We start from the raw sequence: 21,923 nt of genomic DNA, 5'->3' as shown, positions 1-21,923 counted from the left end.
CGGGCGGGCAGTGATGTCACCAGGCAACCGGCAAAGCCCGCAGACCGTAGATGAGCATGTCGTCGAGGAACGACAGATCCGTAGAAGTGACGGCCGCCCGCAGGCCGGGCAAGCGAGAGAACAACTCGGCAACCGCCAGTTCCGCCTGCGCGTGCGCGACGAAACTGCCCAGGCAGCGGTGGACTCCGTGGCCGAACGCCAACTGCCCCTGCACATCACGGGTGATGTCGAAGCGGTCCGGATCGGGGTACACGGTCGGATCCCGGTTCACCGACGGCAGGCTCACCACTACCGCGTCCCCCTCCACTATGCGGCACCCCCCGAGTTCGAAGTCACGCGTGGCGACCCTGGCGACGCCGTGCTGTACGACGGTCCAGTAGCGCAGCGCCTCTCCGACGGTGGGCCCCGCCCACCGCCCCGGGTCCGTGCGCACGAGGTCCGCTTGGTCGGGGTGTTCGAGCAGCGAGAGCACGGTCAGCGAGAGCAGTCCGGCGGTGGTCTCCAGGCCCGCCACGACGATCAGGTTCGCCACTCCGACGGCCTCGTCCAGATCCACCTGCCCCTCGTCCAGCGCGCGTGCCAGGCGGCCCAGAACGTTGGCGCCCGGTTTGCGGCGCTTGGCGGTGATCAGCCGTGCCAGGTACTGGTTCAGCCGGCCCGCAGCGGCGGCCCGCTGCGCATAGCTCGCGTCATGCCGTTGCATGCGCCGCACGCACTCGACGAAGAACTCGCGGTCCTCGAGCGGTGTGCCGAGCATCTGGGAGGCGGTGATCGCTGGCAGCGGCAGCGCCACGTCCGCCACCACGTCGGCAGAGCCGTCCCGGGCGCCCAGTCCGTCCACCAGTCCGGCGACGGTCGCGGCGATCGCCGGGCGCGTCCTTTTCACCCGGCCCGCAGTGAATTCGTCGGCCACCAGGCGCCGCAGACGGGTGTGTTCAGGCGGATCCATGGACAGGAAGTGGCCGGGTATTGGCCGTTTCGAGGCCAGAGGGAAGGCAGGGAAGCCTGGCCGAGCCGTGTCCGAGCTGAACGACTTGCTATCGGCGAGGATGCCCCGCGCTGACTGCATGCCTGTCACCAGCCATGCTTCGCCGCCGTATGCGAGGGGACAGCGCCGCAGCTCCGCCCCGTCCTTGGGCCGGTATTCCGGCGGAGGGGTGTAGGGGTCCGGCCGTTTCAAGGGAAAGACCGGAGCGCTCTCCTCCGCTTTCATGCCTCACCTGCCTTGCGGAGCACGGTGTCCCCCAGCGCCAGGAGGTCCATATCCGTGGCCAGGAAACAGCGCAGCGCATCCTCGGGGGTCTCGACGATGGGTTCCTCATTGTCGTTGAACGACGTATTGAGCAGGACGGGCACCCCGGTGATCCGGTCGAACGCGGTCAGCAGGTCACACAGCCGCGGGTTGAGTCCGGGTACGGCGGTCTGTAGCCGGGCGGAGCCGTCCACATGGGTGACGGCCGGAATCACTGCCTGCTTGTCCGGCAGGACGTGCGGAACCAGCAGCATGTACAGCGCGGGTGTGCCAGAGGTGAAGTACTCCGTCTGCCGATCGTGCAGCACGACCGGCGCGAACGGCCTGAACCATTCGCGGTGCTTGACCTTGGCGTTGATCCGGTCCTTCATGTCGGGGCTACGTGGATCGGCCAGGATGCTGCGGTTCCCCAGCGCTCGCGGACCGATTTCCGACCTGCCCTGGAACCAGCCGACCACGGCACCATTCGCCAGCTCGCCAGCCACGTACACGAAGAGATCCCCCGGATGTTCCACCCGCAGCAGGTCACCGTACGGGGCGATCGCAGCCCGGATCCGTTCCTCGCTGTACTCGGTTCCCAGGTACGGCGAGAAGGGCACGGGGGCCCAGGGCCGCTGTCCCAGGCCGTAGTGGCCGTACAGGGCTGCCCCGACCGAGGTGCCGCTATCCCCTGCGGCAGGGATGATATGGATCTCGTCGAAGGGTGTCTCTTCGAGAATCCGGTAGTTGGCTACGCTGTTGAGCGCGACACCGCCGGCCATGCAGAGCCGTCGGGCGCCCGTGCGCTCGTACAGCCGGCGCGCGAGTTCGATGACGATGCGTTCGGCGTGGGCCTGCACCGCGAAGGCAAAGTCGGCCCGTATCTCGTCGGCGGCTTCAGCGCCCGGGGCCCGGGCCAGCTCCTGGACGATAAGGTTCTCCAGTTCGCGCAGCTGGGCCCGCGACTGCCGGAACTCTCCGTCCTCCAGTTCGTAGAGCCCGGCAAGGCTGGGCACGTACCGCGGTGTGCCGTAGGGCGCGAGGCCCATGGCTTTGCCCGGGGCTCCCACGGAACCGACAGTCCGCAGGCCGATGTACTTGGCCACTGCCTCGTACATGCCGCCGACCGAGTTCTCGCACTGCTCGTCGATACGACGCTCCGCAGGCGTGATCAACCCGTGCACCGCGTGCAGCGGGCGCAGACCTTCCTCGTCGGCCGTGTAGCACGTGATCGTCTCGCCGTACCGCTGTCCCCGCACGGTGTGTTCCGAGCCCCGGCCGTCCATCACTAGGACCGCCGCGCGCTCGAACGGCGAGGTGTGAAAGGTGCTGGCCGCGTGTGCTAGATGGTGGCCGATCCACTCGACGCGGTTCTTGAAACGCAGCGCGTAGACCGGGTTCAGAAAGTCATTAGCGACGACCAGATCAACGTCGGCGGACGTGATCCCGGCTTCGGCGAGCACGTAATCCGCGGCAAGGCAACGCTGCAGACGCGGACCGAGTCCGAAGCCGACCTTCTTCCGGGTCAGCCGTTCCTCCTCCACAGCCGAAACGATCCGTCCGTCCTCCACGAGACAGGCACTAAAATCATGGTGAGATCCACCAAGGCCGAGCACGCGCACAAAGTACCTACCTTCCATGCGAGTATACCTGATTCCGGAATAGGAATAGACAATTCAACGACCGCACGGACTGAATTAATCAAGCTGCTGGATTCGCGCCACGAGTCACATGGATGTATAGGTGGTTCGCTTGTGCACACGATAAGAGCATGACTTGATGTTCGGGGCATGTCAAGGTCGCTAATCAGTGCCTTACTCGCCTGCTACCGTCCCCGCCTTCGCCCCCTTGACGCCCTTCCATGTCCCCTGCATCATCATTTGGGTTCCAGTGATTCATCGGCCATGTCAGCTCATGCTTTGCGCCGTCAACGGACAATCGGTCGCTGGGAGAAACCTGTGAAAGTCGATCCTCAACGATATCCGCTATGGGAACTCCTAAACGCGCCCGGCGGTTTTGGTCGGGATGCAGCCACTGCCGTCCGGGCGGAAGGAAGAAGAGTGCTCTTCGCTGACGGCACATGGCGATTGTGTGCAACCAGTGGTTTGTGGAATGTGAATCTTGGGTACGGGAACCGTCGGGTTGCCAATGCCATATACAAGGCATTGGTCGAATCGTCGTACCTCTCTGTCTGGCGGGGAGGACACATGCTCGCGGTCGACGCGTCCAGGGCGCTACTCGAGATCTGCGGGGCCGAACACTTCGGCAGCGTCATCTACTCAACGTCCGGCGGCGCGGCGAACGACCTCACCATGAAACTCGCACGTCAGTACTGGGCGCTGCACCGGCAGTTCCGGCGGCAGATCGTCGTCGGACTCAGGGACAGCTATCACGGTCTGACCTACGGGAGTCACGGCCTGACCGGGATGCGGCTCGGGCAGGGCTACTACGGCGTCGACCAACGATCGATCCGTCATGTCGGCCACCAAGACAGCGCCGAACTCGCCGAATTGCTCGCCCGCGAAGGCGACCGCATCGCGGCGGTCGTAGTGGAACCGGTGCTCGGCACCGGTGCCCACCCGCTGTCGGACACGATGCTCGCCGATCTGTGCCGACTACGCGACGAATACGGATTTCTGCTGGTCGCCGACGAGGTGGCCACCGGATTCGGCCGCACTGGCAGCTACTTCGCCTCCCGCACCTGGCCCGGCCGCCCCGACGTTCTCCTGGCGTCCAAGGGCCTCACAAACGGCACGTGCGCTGCGGCGGCCGTCCTCGTCTCGCACCGGATCTGCGAGGTGTTCGAACGGCATGACGCCTCGCTGACGCATGCGGAGACACAAGCTGGCACACCACCCACCTGCGCCGCGATCCTGGCGACCGTCGGCGAGATGGAACGCCTGCGGGCGCTCGACCGTGCGGCGCAAGTCACCCTGTGGATCGACGGACTGCTGGCGGATCTGGCCGATCACCCCCTGGTGGCCGGCGACCGCGGCACCGGCTGTTTCCGCGCCTTACGGCTGGCCGTCGACGGCGTGGACCTGCCGCCCGAGGACGTGCAGCACGTCGCCGACGAGGTCCGCCGCGCCGGTGCCCTGGTGTCCGTTGGCCCGGGATGCGTGCAACTGGCCCCAGCCCTCGTCTACGAACGTGAGGACGTTGAGCAGCTGAGCCAGGCGCTGAGCACGGGACTCGACAGGGCTGCCGAGGCACTCTCCGGACGACGCTCCGTGCATTCCACTCCGTGACCAGAAGGGTGATCCCTTGCTCCGCCCAGTGAAACGGCAGGAGCCGCCCGCCCCGCCGGTCGTACTCCTGTGCGGCGGCCTCGGTCTGCGGCAGCGCACCGAGGGCGACGACCTGCCCAAGCCGCTGCGCCCGCTCCCCGACGGCCGCCCCCTGCTCCTGCACGTCATGGACTACTACCGAGCCTTCGGGCTGTGCGAGTTCATCCTGTGTGTCGGCTACGGGGCAGAGGACATCGAGAAGCTGCTGCTGAACGAATTCCTGGTGCGGCCGGACGCGATCGACGCTGGGGCCGGGTGGCATCGCTTCGAGGCGGCGGGCCTGCGGATCACGCTGGTCGACAGCGGGCCCCGGGCCGCGAAGAACCTGCGGCTGCTAGACGCCAGGGAGCACATAGGAGAGGGCCCCTTCCTGCTCGGCTACGCGGATGTGCTCTCAGACTTCGACCTGAACGCCCTGGTCGAGCGCCACACGGCCACGGACGGACTGCTCACGCTGGTTGCGACGCGCGTCCGCTCACGCTTCGGGGAGCTCGTGGTCGACGGAGGAACGACGGTCACCGGCTTCGAGGAGAAACCACAGCGGCCTGCTCTGGTGTCGGCCGGCTACTTCATGTGCGCGCCGGAGCTGTTCGACGCGCTTGCCCCCGACACGGAGTTGGAGACCCACGTACTGCCAGGGCTGGTCGCAGAGCGGGCCGTGCACGCCGTCGTCCACGAGGGACTGTGGCTGCCGCTCGACACGTACAAGGACTTCATCGACGTCGAGGAATTGATGAAGAGGGAGGGTTTTCCATGGCTCGAACCGATTTGACCGCGCACCCGGCGGCGCGGCCCCGTGTCCCGGCGGACACCTGGCGCGGCCAGCGCGTCCTGGTCAGCGGCCACAGCGGCTTCGTCGGCTCCTGGCTCACCACCGCCCTGCTGAGTCTGGGGGCCGAGGTCAGCGGATTCGCCTTGAACGGCGACCGGCATAGCCGTGACCGCGACGCCGCCCTGACCACGTTGGGGGCGACTGCGACCACGGGTGACGTACGGGACTTCGCGGCTGTGCACCGGGCGATGTCCGCGCGCCCCTTCGACGTCGTCTTCCACCTGGCCGCGCAGCCCCTGGTGAGTGTCGGCCTGAGCGAACCGGGCACCACGCTCGCCACCAACGTCGGGGGCTCGATCAACGTCCTTGAGGCGGCCCGCCTGTGCCCGCCCACCGTTCTGGTGCACGTCACCTCGGACAAGTGCTACCGCAACGAGGGCTGGCGAAGGCCCTACCGTGAAGTGGATGCCTTGGGCGCGGGCTGCCCGTACAGCACCTCCAAGGCCGCTGCGGAACTCGTCTTCGAGACCTATGCCGGTCTGTTCAGGGCAGCGGACCGGCCGGTGCGTGCCGCCTCGGTGCGCTTCGGCAACATCATCGGCGGCGGGGACCACGCGGCCAACCGGCTGGTGCCCGACGTCATGAGGGCGCTGCGGGCGCAGCAACCGGTCCGGCTCCGCAGACCCGGTGCGGTACGGCCCTGGCAGCATGTCCTGGACGTGGTCGCCGGCCTGCTGCTGCTGGCCACAGCCCTGGCCGAGGGGTCGGTCGGACCGGGGGAGGTGTTCAACTTCGCTCCTCCCGGGGACGGCGCGACCGTGCACGAGCTGGTAACCTCAGTCGTCGCCGCGTGGCGCCGCAGCGGTGGCCCGGCCGTGCCCGTTCTCGTCGACGAGGACGCGTGGTTCGCCGAGGCGGAGTTGCTGCGGCTCGACGGACGCAAGGCTGCGGACGCGCTCTGCTGGACGCATTCCTTCGGCCTGGAGGACTCGGCGCGCGCCATCGTCGAGTGGGACCGCGCGGTGGCGGCCGGGCTGCCACCGGCCGACGCGATCTCCCGCCAGGTCCACGGGTTCCTGATAGCGCCTGTCCCATCACCACAGACCGGCCGACGGAAAGGCGACCACTCGTGACCGGAAACCAGCGCGTCTTCGTCTTCTCCCGCGAGTACCCGCCCATCACGGTGGGCGGTACCAGCACCGTGGCCCGCAACGTCGCCGTCGGCATGGCGGCCGAGGGATGGGACGTCACCGTCGTCACCACCGGTCCACAGTCGCGGACCGAGGAACGTGAACGGACCGACGGGGTGCTGGTTCACCGGTGCGGCACGGACACCGTCTACAACGCCGTCACCGGCATGGCCGGCCACGGCATCCGCGTCCACCGCCGCCTGTACGCGGCCGCGGACCTCCTGGCCGCCGAGTTCGGACCGCCGGCCGTGGTCGTCCTTCCCGACCTGTTCTGCTATCCCGAGGCAGCCATGTTCGCCCGCCGTCACCAGGTGCCGGTCGTCAACATCCTGCTGCAGGACTTCCGGGCCATCACGCCGTACGACCGCGACACCCATCATGTGACGACCGGAGTGTCGGCCACTCGTCAGCACCTGCTGGACCTGGAGCGCAAGGCGGTGCACGAGAGTGACCACACTGTGTACATCAGTCGGGCACTGTCCGATGCCGTGACCGGCTACTACCCCGCTGGCCAGGCACCGCACAGCGTGGTGCACCTCGGTGTGGATCCGGTCGAGATCGCCGCCGTGGAGGCCGACCCGCAGTGGCGACGATGCCGGTCCGAGCTGCTCGGCGCCGCCCCGGACCGCCCCCTGCTGGTCGCCTGCGGCCGACTCGTCCCGGTCAAGGGATTCGCCCCGCTGATCACCGCGCTGGACCTGCTGGGCCCGGTGCCCCGGCCTGCCGGCGGAGCAGCGGTCCTGCCCCACCTGGCTCTGGTCGGCATCGGGCCTGAAGAAGCCCCGTTGCGCCAGCTCGCCGCAGAGCTTGGAGTGGCGTCCCGGGTCTCCTTCCTCGGTGACGTGCCCCGCGCCGAAGCGCTCGGCTGGATGTCTGTGGCCGATGTCGTGGTGGTCCCCAGCCTCTGGGAGTCCTTCTGCTACGTGTGCGCCGAGATGATGGCGTTCGGCCGCCCGGTCGTGGCCTCGGCCGTCGACTCGCTGCGCGAGCTCGTCCCGAGCACGGAGTACGGATATCCGGTGGCCGTCGATGGACCGCTGGGCGAACGTTCCCTCTCTCCCACGAACCTGGCATACGCACTGAGGGAGGCCCTCACCCACCCGGACGAAGCCGAACGGCGCGGTGCCGCGGCCCGGGCCAGGGTCGCCGAACACTTCACCAACGCCCTCTTCGCCCAGGGGATATCCGCCCTCTGCCACGACCTTAGGTCGGCGAACGCCAGTGCGTGAACACCCCCTCGGCGCCCCCACAGCCCGGAGTCCCAACCAGGACAGCCTCATCGAGGATCTCTGCTCGGACGTCACCGCCGCGGACCCACGCAGTGCCCGCCTCTCCGTGGTCCGCCAGCTCACCCGGGCCCGCACCCCGGGCAGTCTCGGCAGACTCGACGATCTGGTGCATCGCATCGCCGGCATCCGGCGCACCGCCACCCCGGGTCCACTGCCGGCCGCAGTGAGTGTGCTGGCCGGCGACCACGGAGTTGCGGCACATGGCGTGTCCATGCACTCGCACGGGTTGACCAGCCAGGTCCTGCGGCTCGTCGCGGCGGGCCGGGCGCCGGTGAACATCCTGGCCGCCCGGATACCGGCGAGGGTGGAATGCGCGGACTTCGGCCTGCTGGAGCCGGTGGGAAACCAGCGGTACAAGGTCGCTCCCGGCACCAGCGACATTTCCGGGCAGGACGCCATGTCACCGGCCCAGGCACGGCAGGCCGTGCTGAACGGCGCCGCGTACGCCAGGTGTCGCCTGGCCGGGGCGGCGTTGCTGGCGGTCGGTGAGATCGGAGTGGGCAACACGACGGCGGCGTCCGCGCTCGCGGTCCGGTTACTCGGTACCTCTCCGGCGCAAATGGTGGGCGCCGGCTCTGGAGTGGACGCGGACACCGTGGCGCACAAGCGCGGACTAGTCGAGCAGGCGCTACGCCGGACCCGGAAGGTGCCGGACGATCCGCTGCGGCTCCTCGCGGCCCTGGGTGGGTACGAGATCGCGGGAAACGTCGGGGTCGTCCTCGCGGCGGCTGGGAGGCAGCAGGTCACGGTGATCGACGGCATGATCACTGCGGTCGCAGCCTTGATCGCAGTACGCCTGTGCCCAGCGACAGCCGACGCCGTCGTCGCCTCGCACTGCTCGGCGGAACCGGCCCATCGGGCGCTACTCGACGCGCTCAGCCGATCACCCCTGCTCGAACTGGGCATGCGGCTCGGCATGGCCTCGGGGGCCGCGCTCGCCCTCGGCGTGATCAACTCGGCGTTGGCGGTCGCAGACCTGACGCCGCCTGCGGCCTCGGTGGGCCTGGCGGCACGCCCGTGATCCGCGGTGTGGTATTCGACCTGGACGGCACCCTGGTCGATTCCTGGGTCGTGCATCGGTACTGCCTGCGGCAGGCGGCCGCAGCCGCTGGGCTGGAGGAACCGAGCGCGGCGCGGATCGCGACGGCCCAGCGGGCCACCGACGTCGCGACGCTGCGGGCCCTGGTTGGCGAGGAGCGTCTTGGCACGGCCCTGCCCGTCTACGGGCGAGCGCTGCGCGAAGCCCTCTTACGCCGTCCGGTACCGGCGATGCCGGGCGCCCGGGCGGCCGTCGAGCGCCTGCGCGAGGGCGCATGGGTTCTTGGCGTATGCACCGGACGGTCCCGCGAGGACGCCCAGGCGCTGCTCGATGCGAGCGGGCTCGCTGTCGGCCTAACCGTCGCACGGGAGGACGCTCCGCGTCCCAAACCAGCGCCAGACGGGCTGGCACGCGCGCTGCGTCTGTTGGGGCTCACAGCGGACGAGGCCCTGTACGTCGGCGACAGCACGGTCGACGCACAGCAGGGCCGTGCCGCCGGGATCCGCACCCTGCTGGTCGGGCCGCACGGAGCGGTCTTGTCCGGCGTCCCCGCCCCGGACAGTGCTACCTGGATCGCGGGGCTGCGCGATCTCCCCACGCTGCTGCGAAAGGAGCTCCGATGAGTATCGAGAGTCTCTACGAGGCCGTCCGTGCGGGCGCCGGGAGGCATGCGGACACTGCACTGCTCGCCGAAGGGAGGACGTGGGCCTACGGCGAACTGTTGGATGCGGCAGATGCGTTCGCGGCGCAGCTCCGGCGTCGCCCTGAGTCGGCCGAGCCGTTGGTCGCGGAGTTGGCCGATCCTGTAGGCACCGCCGTGGTCACCCTGGGGTGCGACCTGGCCGGCGTTGCCCTGGTCCACCGGGATCCCTCCTCACCCGCGCCGGTGGCAGGCCCAGTGGTCCACGACGGCCGTGCCCGGGCAGTCGGCCCCGATGAGGTTCCCTGCTTCGACGGGCGCCTGTGGCTGCATACCGACGGCCGGTCACCGCTGCCCCCTGACCTGCCGGACGGTGCGCAGATTTTCCTCACCTCGGGGTCCACCGGGACCCCGAGGGCCGTGGTGCGCACGGTCGACGCGGTCCGGGCGGACGCCCTGCGGGTCGCCGGCTTCCTCGGCTACGCGCCGGACGCGCCTGTGGTGTGCTCGGCGCCCTTCTTCCACGCGTACGGGTTTAACTACGGCCTGATGGGCCCCCTGCTGACAGGGGCGACAGTGCGCTGGTGCCCGTCGCGGACGGTTCCCTCCCAGCTCGCGCGCTCCGTCCAGGAGTGTGGCGCGCGGACACTGATCGCCCTACCTGCCCACTACGGGCTCCTCGCGGCCTCGACCGGACTGGCCGATCCCGTCTGGGACACCCGGCTGGCCACCTTGCGGGCGGCCGTCTCCGCGGGCGCGCCGCTCGCGGCGGGCGTGGCCCCCACTGTGGTGCAACGTTTCACGTTCGGCCTCTACAACTGTTATGGGTCCTCGGAGGCCGGTGCCGTGACGCTCACCCCTCTCACCGGCGACGAGGAAGGCGGCTGGATCGGAGCCCCACTGCCCGGTGTGACAGCCCGTGTCGAGCCGCTCGACGAGGCGTCGAAAGTGGGCGAACTCCTGTTGCGTACAACCTCGTTGGCCGCCTTGCGGCTGGGACCGCGCGGCACGGAGCCGCTGGCCCGGGACGACGGCTGGTACCCGACCGGGGACCTCGCTCTCGCGCAGACGCCGGGCGGGGGGATCCGGCTCGTCGGCCGGGTGACGGCCGTCATTAACGTCGCGGGGAAGAAGGTGAGCCCCGGAGAGGTCGAACGGGTGCTGGCCGCCCACCCGCAGGTCGCGGACGTCCAGGTGGTCGCCGCTGCCGACCCGGCCCGGGGACAGGTGCCCGTTGCCCGGGTCGTCCTGCTGGATGAGTCGGCGGCATCGCAACTGACCGGCTGGTGCCGGCAGAGGCTGGCGCCGCATCAGGTGCCCCGGCGTTTCGACATGGTCGAGGAGATCCCCCGGTCGGCGACTGGGAAGCCGCTCGCCGTCGCGACGGCCCAGGAACCCACGGCGGCCGGGGAGGCGCGATGATCCCGGAGCGCGGCGGACTCGACTCCGTACGGCGCCTCATGCTGACCACCGACGGCACGGTCACCCCCATGCTGGAGCACCTGGTGGGCGAGCGTCTCCTCGTCGCCCGGTTGGTCCAGTCGTACGGAACGGCCGACAACCGGACACGTACAGTGCTGGCCACGTCCGGTGACGGTGAGTTCCTGTTCCGCTCCAGCGAGTTGGTGGGCGCGGATTCGGGGACAACCTACGTCCGGGCGACCTCGGTCGGCGTGCCCCACGCCCTGCCGCCGGCGGTGCGAACCGGGCTGCTGCGCACCCAGGAGCCCATCGGGCGTCTGCTGCGACGGAACCGGACGGAGACCTTCCGGGAAATTCTCGATGTCGACCTACGGACCGGCAGCGGGTCCGCCGAGGCATGCCGCCGCTACCGGATCTTCGTCGGCGGGGCCCCCGCGCTGCTCATCACCGAGACCTTCTTGTGGGATCAGCTGCGTGACGCCTTGGCATAGATCATCTTGTAACGTGCTCAACTCCGCTACAGGGAAGTCATTTCGTGTCCTCAACACAACCGCATACAGCCCAACCGGACGCTCCTCCCACCAGCCCACCACCCAGCTCTCTGCTCGGTTGGCTGCGCAGCCGGGAGGAGGTGAAGTTCTTCTCGGTGCTGCCGCGCGCGTCCCGCGCGCTCGGCTGGGCGTGGTGGGTTCTGATCGTGTCTCGCGGCATATTGCCTGCCCTGTTCTCTGTCACAGTCGCGGCGGTGGTGAATGCCGTCAACGAAAACGATTCGCTTGTGGGGCCGGTGATCGCGGCAGGCATCGTGTTCGTGACGGTCCAACTGCTCGCGCCCCTGCACTCACAAGTGGGTGCCAACCTCGGTGAGAGACTCTCGTACTGGCTGCACGACCGACTCCTGATCGCCACGACCGGGCCGACGGGCCTCGCCCACCTGGAGTCGCGCAGACTGACGGACCGGTTGACCGGCGCACGCGACTTCGACCTGGGCATCGCGGGACCGCCGATGCACGTCTCGCTGGGCATCATCGCGGGAGGGCTGGTCGAGGTGGTGGCCGGGCTGGGACAGACCGCCGTTCTCGCGGCCTACGCCTGGTGGGCGCCCTTGCTGGTGGGTGGCGCCTGGGGGGCGACCCACTGGCTGCTGCGGGAGAGCAGCGTGTGGGGAGACCGAGACGAGGGCGAGGTGCTCGACGCCCAGCGGCGGGCCGAATACGCCTACCGGCAGGCCGTCGGCTCCCCTGCGGCAAAGGAGCTACGGCTGTTCGGCCTGAGCGAATGGACGGTGGCCCGGTTCAACGTCAGCAGGCGCAGGCTGGTCGATCTGCGCTGGCAGGCGACACGGCTGCGGCGCAAGCCATTGCACTGGACGGTCGTCATGCTGGTCACGGCCAACGGCGTGCTGCTGTGGTCGCTGGCGAGCGATGCGGTGTCGGGCGCTGTCGGCACCGGCGAGGTGGTCCTGTACGCACAGGCCGCAGTGGGCGCGAGCGCCCTGGCCTTCGGCGGCCTCAGCTGGGCGCTGCCGCCAGCCGCACACTCGGTGGCGCTGGTACTCGCGCTGGAGGCGGAGATGGCCGAGGCTGGGCGACTTAGCTCGGGCGAGCGCGACGCGGACGGACTCCCCGGGAAGACCCTGCGTTTCCGACAGGTCGCCTTCACCTACCCGGGAGCGAGTCGGCCGGTACTCGAGGGACTCGACCTGACCATCGAGGCGGGCACCTCGCTGGCGGTGGTCGGCCTGAACGGCGCGGGCAAGACCACGCTGGCCAAACTGGTGTGTGGGCTGTACGAACCCATGCGGGGCGTTGTCGAGGCCGACGGCGTCGACCTGCGAGACATCGACCCGAAGGCGTGGCGCCGTCGCGTCACTGCGGTGTTCCAGGACTTCGTCCGCTACGAGATGCCACTGCGCGACAACGTGGCGCCACTGGAAGCCCCGGACGAGACGATCCTGGCGGCCCTCGCCGACGCGGGCGCCGCCGGAGTCGCGGAGCTGGACACCGTACTGGCCCGCGGTTATGACGGCGGCACGGAACTGTCCGGCGGGCAGTGGCAGCGGGTGGCGGTGGCACGCGCGCTGTGTGCGGTGCGGCAGGGCGCGGGCGTCGTCGTGCTGGACGAGCCGACCGCGCAGCTGGACGTCAAGGGCGAGCGCGAGATCTTCGAGCGCATCCTCCGGGCCACCAAGGGATGCACGACGCTGCTCATCTCTCACCGCTTCTCCACCGTGCGGCACGCAGACCGCATCTGTGTGCTGGAATCCGGACGCGTCACGGAACTGGGCACGCACGACGAACTCGTGGCCCTCGGTGGCCGCTACCGGCGGATGTTTGACCTGCAGGCATCCCGATTCGTTTCCGAGGAGCCCGATGCCACCGGCCACTGACCGCCTGCCGTCCGCAGCGTCGGCCCTCTTCCGCTCCCTGCGGATGGGTTACCAGGCCAGTCCCGGCCTGATCCTGGTGGCCTTCGCGACCACCGTCGCCGCGGCGGCGCCGGACGCGCTGATCGCCGTGGGCCTCGCGGAACTCGTGCACGGCGTGATGACCGGCGACGGTGGGCGCATCGCGCAGGCCGTGACGTTCGTCGGAGTACTGGCCACGGCCGGCTGGCTGCTGGACGTCGTCAGCGACCGCGCCAACCGCCGCTTTGCCGACCGGGCCGCCGTCGTGCTCGAGGCGCACGTGGCCCATCTGCAGTCCTCGGTGGTCACGATCGAACACCACGAGCGCCCCGATCACCTGGACCGGCTTTCCGTGCTGCGCGATCACGCCAGCGCGCTGAGCATGCTGTACCAACAACTGTTCTCCACTCTCGGCGCGGTTGTCCGGTTGGGCTTCACGCTGGCCCTGCTGATGTCGGTCCATCCGATGCTGGGCCTGCTCGGCTTCGTAGCCGTTCCGGGCGTGCTGGTCTCGCACTGGCGTTCCGGCGCGGAGAAGGCGGCCGAGGAGGCAGGAGCCCGGCACGAACGACGAGCCCGGCACCTGTTCACGCTGGGCACGTCGGCAGCCGCCGGCAAGGAAATCCGGGTCGCGGGTGTGCAGCGCTGGCTGCGCGACAGGTACCGGGACGACTGGAGGAGGCGCTATGTGCCGCTGGCCAGGGCGAGGTGGACCTCGGCGGCCTGGCAGTCCGCCGCCCAGGCCGTGCTTGGGGCCGCTTTCGTCGCCGCGGTGGCCTACACCGCGCGGGGCGGCGTCTCGGCGGCCGGGGACGTGACCCTGGTGCTGACGGCGGGCAGCCGCCTGTCGCAGTACATCGGCCAGACGGTCAGCCAGACCCAGTTCTTCCGCGCCATCTGGGTGGACGTTTCCCGTCGGCTCGCCTGGCTGGAGGACTACGCCGAAGCGGCCCTGGCCGCGGCCGACCTCCCGGCCCCCGAGAACCTCGGCAAGGGCATCCGTCTGGAGAAGATTTCCTTCCGGTATCCCGGGACCGACCGGCTGATCCTGGACGACGTCAGCCTCGACCTCCCGGCGGGGAAAGTGGTCGCCGTCGTCGGTGAGAACGGGGCCGGGAAGTCGACCCTGGTCAAGCTCCTGTGCGGCTTCTACCGCCCCTCTGCGGGAAAGATCACCGTCGACGGGACAGACCTGGGCAGAGTCCGCCCGGCCGACTGGCGGGACCGGCTCACTGGGGCCTTTCAGGACTTCTTCAAGTTCGAATATCCGGTGCGGCAGTCAGTGGGCGTGGGAGACCTCCCCAGGATCGCCGACCTGTCCGCCGTCAAGACCGCCGTCGCCCGTGCCGGGGCCGACGATGTTGTGGAGAAACTGGAGCGCGGCCTGGACAGCCAGCTTGGAGCAAACTGGGACCAGGGCACCGATCTCTCGCACGGCCAGTGGCAGAAGATCGCGCTCGCCCGCGGGTTCATGCAGGAGACACCGTTGCTGCTGGTCCTAGACGAACCCACGTCCGCGCTGGACGCCGAGATCGAGCACGCGTTGTTCGAGAGCTTCGCGGAGGCGGCACGTTCGGACGCAAACGCCTCGACGGGCCGCATCACGCTCCTCGTCTCCCACCGGTTCTCCACGGTGCGCATGGCAGACCTGATCGTGGTCCTGGACGGGGCGCGGGTGGCCGAGTACGGAACGCACGACGAACTGGTCGCCCGGGGGGGGCCGTACGCCGAGTTGTACGGCATTCAGGCGTCCTCTTACCGCGAGGGCTATGGCATGAACGGGACACCGAAGGAGACCGGCTGATGGAGAAACCGCTGGACGGCAAGGTGGCGGTCGTGACCGGTGGTTCGCGAGGGGTCGGTCGAGGGATCGTGGCCCGTCTCCTCCACGACGGCGCGGTGGTGGTGATCGGGTTCCGGGAAAGCGTGGACCTGGCACACGAGATGGTGGCCCGGGCAGAAGCCGGCGAGGGCCGGGCCCACGCCGTCCAGTCCGACCTGAGCCGGCTGGACGGCGTCCGACGGCTGTTCGCCCGGGCCGAGGAGTTGACCGGAGGACTCGACATCCTGGTCAACAACGCGGCCGTGATGCATCGTGCCAAGTTCGCGGACACCACGGAGGACGCTTTCGACAGCACCATCTCCCTCAACGTCAAAGGGGTCTTCTTCGCCATCCAGCAGGCTGCCCACCGCATGCGCGAGGGGGGGAGAATCGTGAACATTTCGTCCGCCGCGACGGCCCTGGCGCACCCGTCGCAGGCTGTCTACTCTGCCAGCAAGGCCGCCGTGGACCAGCTGACCCGGGTGGCGGCGAAGGAACTCGCTGGCCGGGGCATCACCGTCAACACCGTGTCACCCGGCGCCGTGGAGACGGAGGAGGTGTCGGCTTCCGTCAGACCGGAGGTACTCCGGCAGTGGCGCAGGTCCAACGGATTCGGTCGGCTCGCCCAGCCGCAGGACATCGCCGACGTCGTCGGATTCCTCGTGGGTCCCGACGCACGGTGGCTCACCGGCCAGAACCTGCTGGCCTCCGGCGGGACACTCTGATGACGGCGACCGTTCCGGGCCGGACCAGGTCCGTGCCCGGCGAGGAATCCCTGTGCCGCGTCGTCGGACGTCTGCGGCGGATCCCCGATGGGTTCCGCGAATTCACGCAGACCGGCTCCGACGCCGGACGCAGGCACGGCATCCACGCCGAACTGCTCGACGCCCTGGTTGTGTCGGGCCTGCCATACCGTGCGACGGGCGCTGGCCCACGGTTCGACGGGCTGGACCTCGCCAACGTGTCGCTCGGTCTTGCCCTGCCCTCACCTCGGTTCATGGCGATGCGCGGCTGGTCGGCCGCCATCCGTTCGGCCGCGCACGCCGCCGCGGTGACCTACGTCGTGACGGTGGAGCCCAGTTGTCCAAAGGACTCCCACCCGGGGCTCTGCTCCGCCGAGCCTGCTCCCCACTTGCGGCAGCTGCCCGGGTACCGCGCATCGTCGCGCGGCGCCTTCACGCTTACCCGGCGCGTACATGGCCAGACCGCACACGTCCGTTCGGACGTCACCCGGCTCACCGACCTCGTACAACCGCTTCATTTTCATCTACTTCCTGACGGCCTGCGCGCGGATCTCGGCTTTCTGCGCGAGACCCGTCTCGCCGACTGCGGTCTCGCCGCGCGTCACCTCGTGGCGGAGGCGGCGGCGCTGGGGCTCCGGGCCCGGCGTTCCTTCGGCCTGTTCATCTCCGCGCCCTACTCGATCCCCCACGCATGGTTCGACCTGTACCTAAACGACGCCTGGGTGCCTTTCGACCCGCATCTGCTGAACGTCCTGACCGGCTGGGATCTGCTGCGTCCGGGTGAGTGGCCGCCCCACCGCTCGATCGGCGATGCCGCCTGGCGGCTCGGCGAGGACGAATTCATGATCGCCACGCATATCGAAGGAGTGGCCGCGCTCTCCTTTCCGACCCGGGCCGACGGCACGTGACAACGCGGCCGAGCCCTCTGCCGTCCGGCCCTCACCTCGATGAAGGGATGTCTGGTACATGGATGAGAGCACCAGAGGAACCGTCGGTCCCGAAGGCCGGACGGGTCCCTCACTCGGGCTGTACTTCTTCTCCGCCCTTGAGGAGAACGTCGCCGACGCCGACGGATACCGGCTGCTGCTGGACGCGGCACGGGCCGCGGACGACCAGGGCCTGCGTTTCGTCTGGGTCCCGGAACGACACTTCACACCCTTCGGCGGCGGCCACCCCAACCCTGCGGTGCTGGCGGCGGCCATCGCCGCGGTCACCCACTCGGTCCGTATCCGGGCGGGCAGTGTCGTCTTGCCCCTGCACGATCCGCTGCGGGTGGCCGAGGAATGGGCCGTCGTGGACAACCTCTCGGGCGGACGTGCGGAGATTTCGTCCGCCACCGGATGGAACGCCCGGGACTTCGTCCTGGCCCCGGAGAACTTCACGGACCGTGCGGAGCGGGCACGGCACGACCTGCGGACCGTCCAGGATCTGTGGCGCGGAAACGCCGTCCGCAGGAAGGGCCCGGACGGCGTCGACCACACAGTCCGTACCTACCCCCGTCCGGTTCAGCCTGGTCTGCCGTGCTGGATCACGGCCACCGGAAATACGGACACCTTCGCGTATGCCGGTGAGCTGGGCGCCGGTCTGCTCACCGGCTACGGAGCCTTCACCACGCGGCAACTCGGGGAGTGTATCGGCGCCTATCGGCGTGCTTACGCCGCTCACCACGGCGGACGGGGCCGGGTATGCGTTATGGCGCACGCCGCGATAGGCGCCTCGGGCGAGGAGATGCGGCGCCGTGCGGAGGGTCCACTGCGCCGGTACCTCGCGGCCTTCCTGAGCCAGGGCGACCCGCCCGCCGACACCCTTCTCGGTGAGAAGCGGCTCGTCTTCGCCGCGCAACTCCATCTCCGCGGCCGCTCCCTCATCGGCGACCGGGCCGAGGCACTCGAGACGGTGCATCGGATGCATGCCGTGGGCGCGGACGAGATCGCCTGTCTGGTCGACTTCGGACTTCCCCGGCAGACCGTCCTGGACACAGTGGCCGAACTCGCGGCCATCCATGCGCACCTGTCGTAACCCCTGAGCGAAGGGATCATGATGTCGTCCGAACCCCACCGCCCGGCCAACTCGTCGGCCACGCCCTCCCGGGCTGCCGTGCTGTCGTACGTCCGTGAAGTGATAGCGGGCGTCACCGACACCACGACGGCCGCACTGACGTCTCCGGACGCGCTGCGCGACCTGCGCATGGACTCGCTGACACGGATGAACGTCACGTTGGCCTTCGAGCGCGACCTCGGAGAGATGCCTGCCACCCTCATGTTCCAGAACCAGACGGTCGAAGACCTGGCGGACCACTTCCTCGCCACCCGTCCGACGCCGTTGTCGGACGTCGTGGCGAACAGCGAACCGACACGTTGCCCGGCAGCCCCGAGGGCAGCACACCAGGCCGCTCCGCCGTCGGCGACGCCGGACCACAGGTCGCGTGACAGCGAGGACATCGCGGTCGTCGCGGTGACCGGACGCTATCCGGGGGCACCAGACATCGAGTCGCTGTGGCGCAATCTGCGGGACGGTGTGACCGCCATCACCGAGGTGCCCGCAGACCGTTGGGACTGGCGGGAGTACTTCGACCCCCGGCGCGGTCAGCCGAACATGTCGTACGGCCGCTGGGGCGGCTTTATCGACGGCGTGGCCGACTTCGACGCGGAGTTCTTCGGCATCCTGCCGAGCGAAGCCGCGAACATCGATCCTCAGGAGCGCCTCTTCCTCCACGCGTGCTGGAACCTTCTAGAGCAGGCGGGTCACCTGGGCTTGAGCACCCATCAGCCGGACACGGGTGTCTTCGTAGGCACCATGAACTCCACCTACGGCAAGATGGGCGCCGCCGAATGGCCGCTCGGAAAGCTGACCGGAGCCAATTCCGCAGCCTGGTCGATCGCCAACCGTGTCTCCTACGTCTTCGACTTCCACGGCCCGTCCTTCGCGGTCGACTCGGCGTGCTCGTCCTCCCTCGTAGCCGTCCACCTGGCCTGCGAGAGTCTGCGAAGTGGGGAGTGCGCGGCAGCCATCGCCGGCGGTGTCAACCTCATCCTCCACCCCTCCCACCTGGTCGGTCTCTCAGCGACCGGCATGCTAGCGTCCGGCAAGGCATGCCGGGTGTTCGACGCGGCGGCCGACGGCTACGTGCCCGGCGAAGGTGTCGGCGCGGTACTGCTCAAACCTCTCGCGGCCGCCCTGGCCGACAATGACCACGTCTGGGGGGTGATCAAGGCCGGTGCTCTCAACACCGCTGGCCGGACATCCGGTTTCACGGTGCCCAACCCGACCATCCAGTCGGACCTCGTGACCACCGCCATCCGTCGAGCCGGCATCACGCCAGGTGACATCTCCTACTTCGAAGCCCATGGCACCGGTACGAAGCTGGGCGACCCCATCGAAACCGCGGGCCTGGCCCGCTCGCTGGAGCCAGGGCGGCCGGACGCCCAGACGTGCGCTGTCGGCTCTGTCAAAGCGAACATCGGGCACCTGGAGGGGGCAGCGGGGATCGCGGGTCTGACGAAGGTCCTCCTCCAACTGAAGCACCGTCACATACCGCCGTGCGTGGGCCTCGACACTCTCAATCCGCAGATCTCCAGCACCTCGTCCGTGCTGCACTTCCCGCGTTTCCTGACGCCATGGCACGGCCCGGAGGGTGAAGCGGACGGGCATCCGCTTCGCGCCGGCGTGAGTTCCTTTGGCGCGGGGGGAGCTAACGCCCATCTGATAGTCGAGGAGTTCGTCCCATTGCACCCGGTGGCCGGTACGCCCGCGGAACACGACGCGGCAGGAGGGAGCGCCGAGCACGTAGTGCTGCTTTCGACCCGTACCGTTGAACAGTTGCGCGCCCTGGCTGCCGAAGTCGCCGGGAACCTCCCTGACACACCAGAAGCGGGGGACTTCCCGGAGCGCCTGGCGTACAGCACCCAGATCGGGCGGAAGGAGATGGCCGAGCGGCTGGCCGTGCCCTTCACCGGCCTCGCGCAACTTCGCACCGCATTGGAGGACTTCATCGCAGGCAAACAAACCGCTGCGGTCATGACGGGTTCGGTCCTCGGAGGGAACTCGCGAAGGCTCCAGCCCTACGACGAGGACGACCAGGCTTATGTTGACGCCCTGACCCACAAGCACCGTGCCGACAAGCTCGCCCGGCTTTGGGTCGACGGCGCGCCGGTGGACTGGTCCCGGCTGTGGACCGGCCGACGACCGTACCGCGTCAACCTGCCGTCCTATCCCTTCGCCATGAGGCGCTTTTGGTCCCCGGCCGCCCCCACGGCGACGGCCCTCTCCGCCACATCCGGGTCCGTGTCCGCCCCACCGGTGTCGGCGTCCGCTTTCTTGGCCTACGGCATCCCCGTCGACTCGTCCGACCCCGCTGCCAACCCGGATCAGCGGGCCACGGTGGAAGGAGATCTGCGGCTGGCCGCCTGCGGGTTCCTACTGGTCGATCCCAGTGAGGTCGACATTGACGCGGATCTGATGGAACTCGGCTTCGACTCCCTCACGCTGGTGCAGTTGATAGATCTGATCGAGGAGACCTACGACATCGCACTCGAAGCGGTGGTCGTCTTCGATCATCCGACTCTACGGGCGATCGTGGACCACCTGCTGCACGAACATACCGCAGCCGTCGCCGAACGACACCGCCGGGGCGCAGGGCCCCAGGGCGGCGAAGAGTGAAACACCGCAGCCCGAGGCTCCGGTGGCAGTACCCCCGACCGGGTGGCTGGCCCGCTCCGGCGCCCGCTCTGACGCGGAGGCATTTATGACGCTGAACGCATACTACACGCTCGGCCGTTCCGGACTGCGGGTCAGCCGACTGGCACTCGGCACCATGACCTTCGGCCAGGCGGGCTGGGGCTGCGACGCCGGGACTGCCGGACAGATACTCGACACCTATCTGGAGGCCGGCGGCAATTTCGTCGACACTGCAGACATCTACGGCGAGGGCGTCGGCGAGGAATTGGTCGGCAGCCTGATCGCCGAACGCGGTGTCCGCGATCGTACGGTGCTGGCGACCAAGTTCACCCTGAGTGCTCGGGCAGGCGACCCCAACGCCGGTGGCAACGGTCGAAAAGCCATGCTGCGCGCTCTGGAGGGCTCGCTGCGCCGACTTGGCACGGATTACGTAGACCTCTACATCCTGCACGCTTGGGACGCGCACACCCCGGTGGAGGAGGTCATGCGCGGACTGGATGATCTGGTCTCCTCGGGCAAGGTGCGCTACGTCGCCTTCTCTAATGTGCCCGCCTGGTATGCGGCCCGAGCCCAGACACTCGCCGAGTGGCGCGCGTATGAACCCCTGTGCGCGCTGCAACTGGAGTACTCACTCGTCGAGCGCGGCATCGAGTACGAATTTCCCCCTCTGTGCCAGGAGTTGGGCATGGGGCTGATGACCTGGGGTCCTCTTGCCAGCGGGCTGTTGTCGGGCAAGTACTCTGGCGCGTCCGAGAGCGGCGGGCTGCCCGACGGGCGTCTCAAAACCACCGCCGCCCGCACACCGCGCACCCTGGACAAGCGGACCGAACGCTCCTGGGGCATCGTTGCCGAACTGACCAAGGTAGCTGGCGAAATCGGGCAAAGCCCGGCTCAGGTTGCGGTGAACTGGGTGGCCAACCGCCCCACCGTTACCTCAGTGCTCCTGGGAGCCAGCAAACGCCACCAAATCCAGTCGACCGTGGCTGCACTGAGCTTCAACCTGCCCGACGACCTCCAGGCACGACTGAACACAGCCAGCGCCCTGCCCCGCACCGCGCCGTACGGCTTGTTGCCCTGGCTGCAACGGAGCGTCAATGCCAGAACTCGGGACAAGCCCGACGGACCACGGGCATTGCGCGATTGGGTCGGTCCGGTTCGCCGGTCTCGTGAGTGACGCGGCGTCATGTTTGTTGTGTAACAGGGAAAATTGGGGAGCAGAGCAGGCACGGTGCTGGTGATCACGTGGCGAGACCCATGAGGACCGAGCGAGACCGTGCCTGTCCGGACATCATCGCCCATCCCTTCTTCCGCAACTGGAGCAACTGGACTCCCAGACTGATCCCTTCACCTCCAGCGGTGGTTTGTTAAACCGAGGCGTAGAGGTTGAGAGGTTGTCTTCTGGTG

Annotated in this window: 17 protein-coding genes; 15 read left to right on the top strand and 2 right to left on the bottom strand. The window is 68.8% G+C overall.

The features are described 5' to 3' along the window. Positions 1–16: 16 nt before the first annotated feature. Together ACFTZC_RS38800 and ACFTZC_RS38795 are read right to left on the bottom strand one after the other, a co-directional pair. The gene (locus ACFTZC_RS38800; RefSeq protein ID WP_382898421.1) at positions 17–1,213 is read right to left on the bottom strand and encodes a cytochrome P450; all 1,197 of its coding nucleotides are present in this window, start codon (positions 1,211–1,213) and stop codon (positions 17–19) included. Beyond that, positions 1,210–2,871, bottom strand: coding sequence for a carbamoyltransferase (locus ACFTZC_RS38795; protein WP_382898420.1), 1,662 nt, complete (start codon positions 2,869–2,871; stop codon positions 1,210–1,212). Before ACFTZC_RS38795 ends, ACFTZC_RS38800 begins: the two co-directional genes overlap by 4 nt. Positions 2,872–3,189: 318 nt before the next feature. Between ACFTZC_RS38795 and mpaD the strand changes: the two genes are divergently transcribed. The 15 genes from mpaD to ACFTZC_RS38720 all read left to right on the top strand — a co-directional run bounded on the left by mpaD (position 3,190) and on the right by ACFTZC_RS38720 (position 21,693). Further along, on the top strand, positions 3,190–4,479 hold the full coding sequence (gene mpaD, locus ACFTZC_RS38790) for a daptide-type RiPP biosynthesis aminotransferase (RefSeq protein ID WP_382898418.1): 1,290 nt from the start codon (positions 3,190–3,192) through the stop codon (positions 4,477–4,479). A gap of 28 nt (positions 4,480–4,507) precedes the next feature. Further along, complete coding sequence (locus ACFTZC_RS38785; protein WP_382898417.1) at positions 4,508–5,290, top strand: sugar phosphate nucleotidyltransferase; 783 nt, start codon at positions 4,508–4,510, stop codon at positions 5,288–5,290. Continuing rightward, positions 5,272–6,423: a CDP-glucose 4,6-dehydratase gene (gene rfbG / locus ACFTZC_RS38780; protein WP_382898415.1), complete on the top strand. Its 1,152-nt coding sequence runs from the start codon at positions 5,272–5,274 to the stop codon at positions 6,421–6,423. Before ACFTZC_RS38785 ends, rfbG begins: the two co-directional genes overlap by 19 nt. Continuing rightward, positions 6,420–7,709: a glycosyltransferase family 4 protein gene (locus ACFTZC_RS38775; protein WP_382898413.1), complete on the top strand. Its 1,290-nt coding sequence runs from the start codon at positions 6,420–6,422 to the stop codon at positions 7,707–7,709. The genes rfbG and ACFTZC_RS38775 overlap by 4 nt, the downstream gene beginning before the upstream one ends. Next, the gene (locus ACFTZC_RS38770; protein ID WP_382898412.1) at positions 7,702–8,790 is read left to right on the top strand and encodes a nicotinate-nucleotide--dimethylbenzimidazole phosphoribosyltransferase; all 1,089 of its coding nucleotides are present in this window, start codon (positions 7,702–7,704) and stop codon (positions 8,788–8,790) included. The genes ACFTZC_RS38775 and ACFTZC_RS38770 overlap by 8 nt, the downstream gene beginning before the upstream one ends. An 8-nt stretch (positions 8,791–8,798) precedes the next feature. Beyond that, on the top strand, positions 8,799–9,431 hold the full coding sequence (locus ACFTZC_RS38765; protein WP_382898411.1) for an HAD family hydrolase: 633 nt from the start codon (positions 8,799–8,801) through the stop codon (positions 9,429–9,431). Continuing rightward, entirely contained in the window at positions 9,428–10,870 is a 1,443-nt protein-coding gene (locus ACFTZC_RS38760) for a class I adenylate-forming enzyme family protein (protein WP_382898410.1), read from the top strand. Before ACFTZC_RS38765 ends, ACFTZC_RS38760 begins: the two co-directional genes overlap by 4 nt. Then, a complete protein-coding gene (locus tag ACFTZC_RS38755) occupies positions 10,867–11,361 on the top strand; it encodes a chorismate--pyruvate lyase family protein (protein WP_382898409.1) in 495 nt (164 codons plus the stop codon). Before ACFTZC_RS38760 ends, ACFTZC_RS38755 begins: the two co-directional genes overlap by 4 nt. A 140-nt stretch (positions 11,362–11,501) precedes the next feature. Next, the gene (locus tag ACFTZC_RS38750; RefSeq protein ID WP_382898408.1) at positions 11,502–13,259 is read left to right on the top strand and encodes an ABC transporter ATP-binding protein; all 1,758 of its coding nucleotides are present in this window, start codon (positions 11,502–11,504) and stop codon (positions 13,257–13,259) included. Then, on the top strand, positions 13,183–15,081 hold the full coding sequence (locus ACFTZC_RS38745) for an ABC transporter ATP-binding protein (RefSeq protein ID WP_382898406.1): 1,899 nt from the start codon (positions 13,183–13,185) through the stop codon (positions 15,079–15,081). Before ACFTZC_RS38750 ends, ACFTZC_RS38745 begins: the two co-directional genes overlap by 77 nt. Further along, complete coding sequence (locus tag ACFTZC_RS38740; protein ID WP_382898405.1) at positions 15,081–15,824, top strand: SDR family oxidoreductase; 744 nt, start codon at positions 15,081–15,083, stop codon at positions 15,822–15,824. The genes ACFTZC_RS38745 and ACFTZC_RS38740 overlap by 1 nt, the downstream gene beginning before the upstream one ends. Before the next feature lie 32 nt (positions 15,825–15,856). Then, on the top strand, positions 15,857–16,750 hold the full coding sequence (locus tag ACFTZC_RS38735) for a transglutaminase domain-containing protein (RefSeq protein WP_382898403.1): 894 nt from the start codon (positions 15,857–15,859) through the stop codon (positions 16,748–16,750). Between the two features lie 58 nt (positions 16,751–16,808). Further along, positions 16,809–17,861 carry a MupA/Atu3671 family FMN-dependent luciferase-like monooxygenase gene (locus ACFTZC_RS38730; RefSeq protein ID WP_382898401.1) on the top strand — a complete coding sequence of 351 codons (1,053 nt, stop codon included), beginning with the start codon at positions 16,809–16,811 and terminating at the stop codon, positions 17,859–17,861. An 18-nt stretch (positions 17,862–17,879) separates the two neighbouring features. Next, positions 17,880–20,501, top strand: coding sequence for a beta-ketoacyl synthase N-terminal-like domain-containing protein (locus ACFTZC_RS38725; protein ID WP_382898399.1), 2,622 nt, complete (start codon positions 17,880–17,882; stop codon positions 20,499–20,501). An 85-nt stretch (positions 20,502–20,586) separates the two neighbouring features. Beyond that, positions 20,587–21,693: an aldo/keto reductase gene (locus tag ACFTZC_RS38720; RefSeq protein WP_382898397.1), complete on the top strand. Its 1,107-nt coding sequence runs from the start codon at positions 20,587–20,589 to the stop codon at positions 21,691–21,693. Positions 21,694–21,923 lie beyond the last annotated feature (230 nt).

Origin of the sequence: Streptomyces sp. NPDC056987 (assembly GCF_042673865.1) — a bacterium.
Lineage (GTDB): Bacteria > Actinomycetota > Actinomycetes > Streptomycetales > Streptomycetaceae > Streptomyces.
The sequence above is the reverse complement of the archived record's forward strand: the minus strand, read 5'-3'. Positions and strand labels throughout refer to the sequence as shown.

Excerpts from the sequence above, each read along its gene's own strand:
- ACFTZC_RS38795 (WP_382898420.1), bottom strand. The coding sequence starts at position 2,871 with ATGGAAGGTAGGTACTTTGTGCGCGTGCTCGGCCTTGGTGGATCTCAC.
- ACFTZC_RS38720 (WP_382898397.1), top strand. The coding sequence starts at position 20,587 with ATGACGCTGAACGCATACTACACGCTCGGCCGTTCCGGACTGCGGGTC.
- ACFTZC_RS38755 (WP_382898409.1), top strand. The coding sequence starts at position 10,867 with ATGATCCCGGAGCGCGGCGGACTCGACTCCGTACGGCGCCTCATGCTG.
- ACFTZC_RS38740 (WP_382898405.1), top strand. The coding sequence starts at position 15,081 with ATGGAGAAACCGCTGGACGGCAAGGTGGCGGTCGTGACCGGTGGTTCG.
- ACFTZC_RS38760 (WP_382898410.1), top strand. The coding sequence starts at position 9,428 with ATGAGTATCGAGAGTCTCTACGAGGCCGTCCGTGCGGGCGCCGGGAGG.
- ACFTZC_RS38730 (WP_382898401.1), top strand. The coding sequence starts at position 16,809 with ATGGATGAGAGCACCAGAGGAACCGTCGGTCCCGAAGGCCGGACGGGT.
- ACFTZC_RS38725 (WP_382898399.1), top strand. The coding sequence starts at position 17,880 with ATGATGTCGTCCGAACCCCACCGCCCGGCCAACTCGTCGGCCACGCCC.
- ACFTZC_RS38800 (WP_382898421.1), bottom strand. The coding sequence starts at position 1,213 with ATGAAAGCGGAGGAGAGCGCTCCGGTCTTTCCCTTGAAACGGCCGGAC.
- rfbG (WP_382898415.1), top strand. The coding sequence starts at position 5,272 with ATGGCTCGAACCGATTTGACCGCGCACCCGGCGGCGCGGCCCCGTGTC.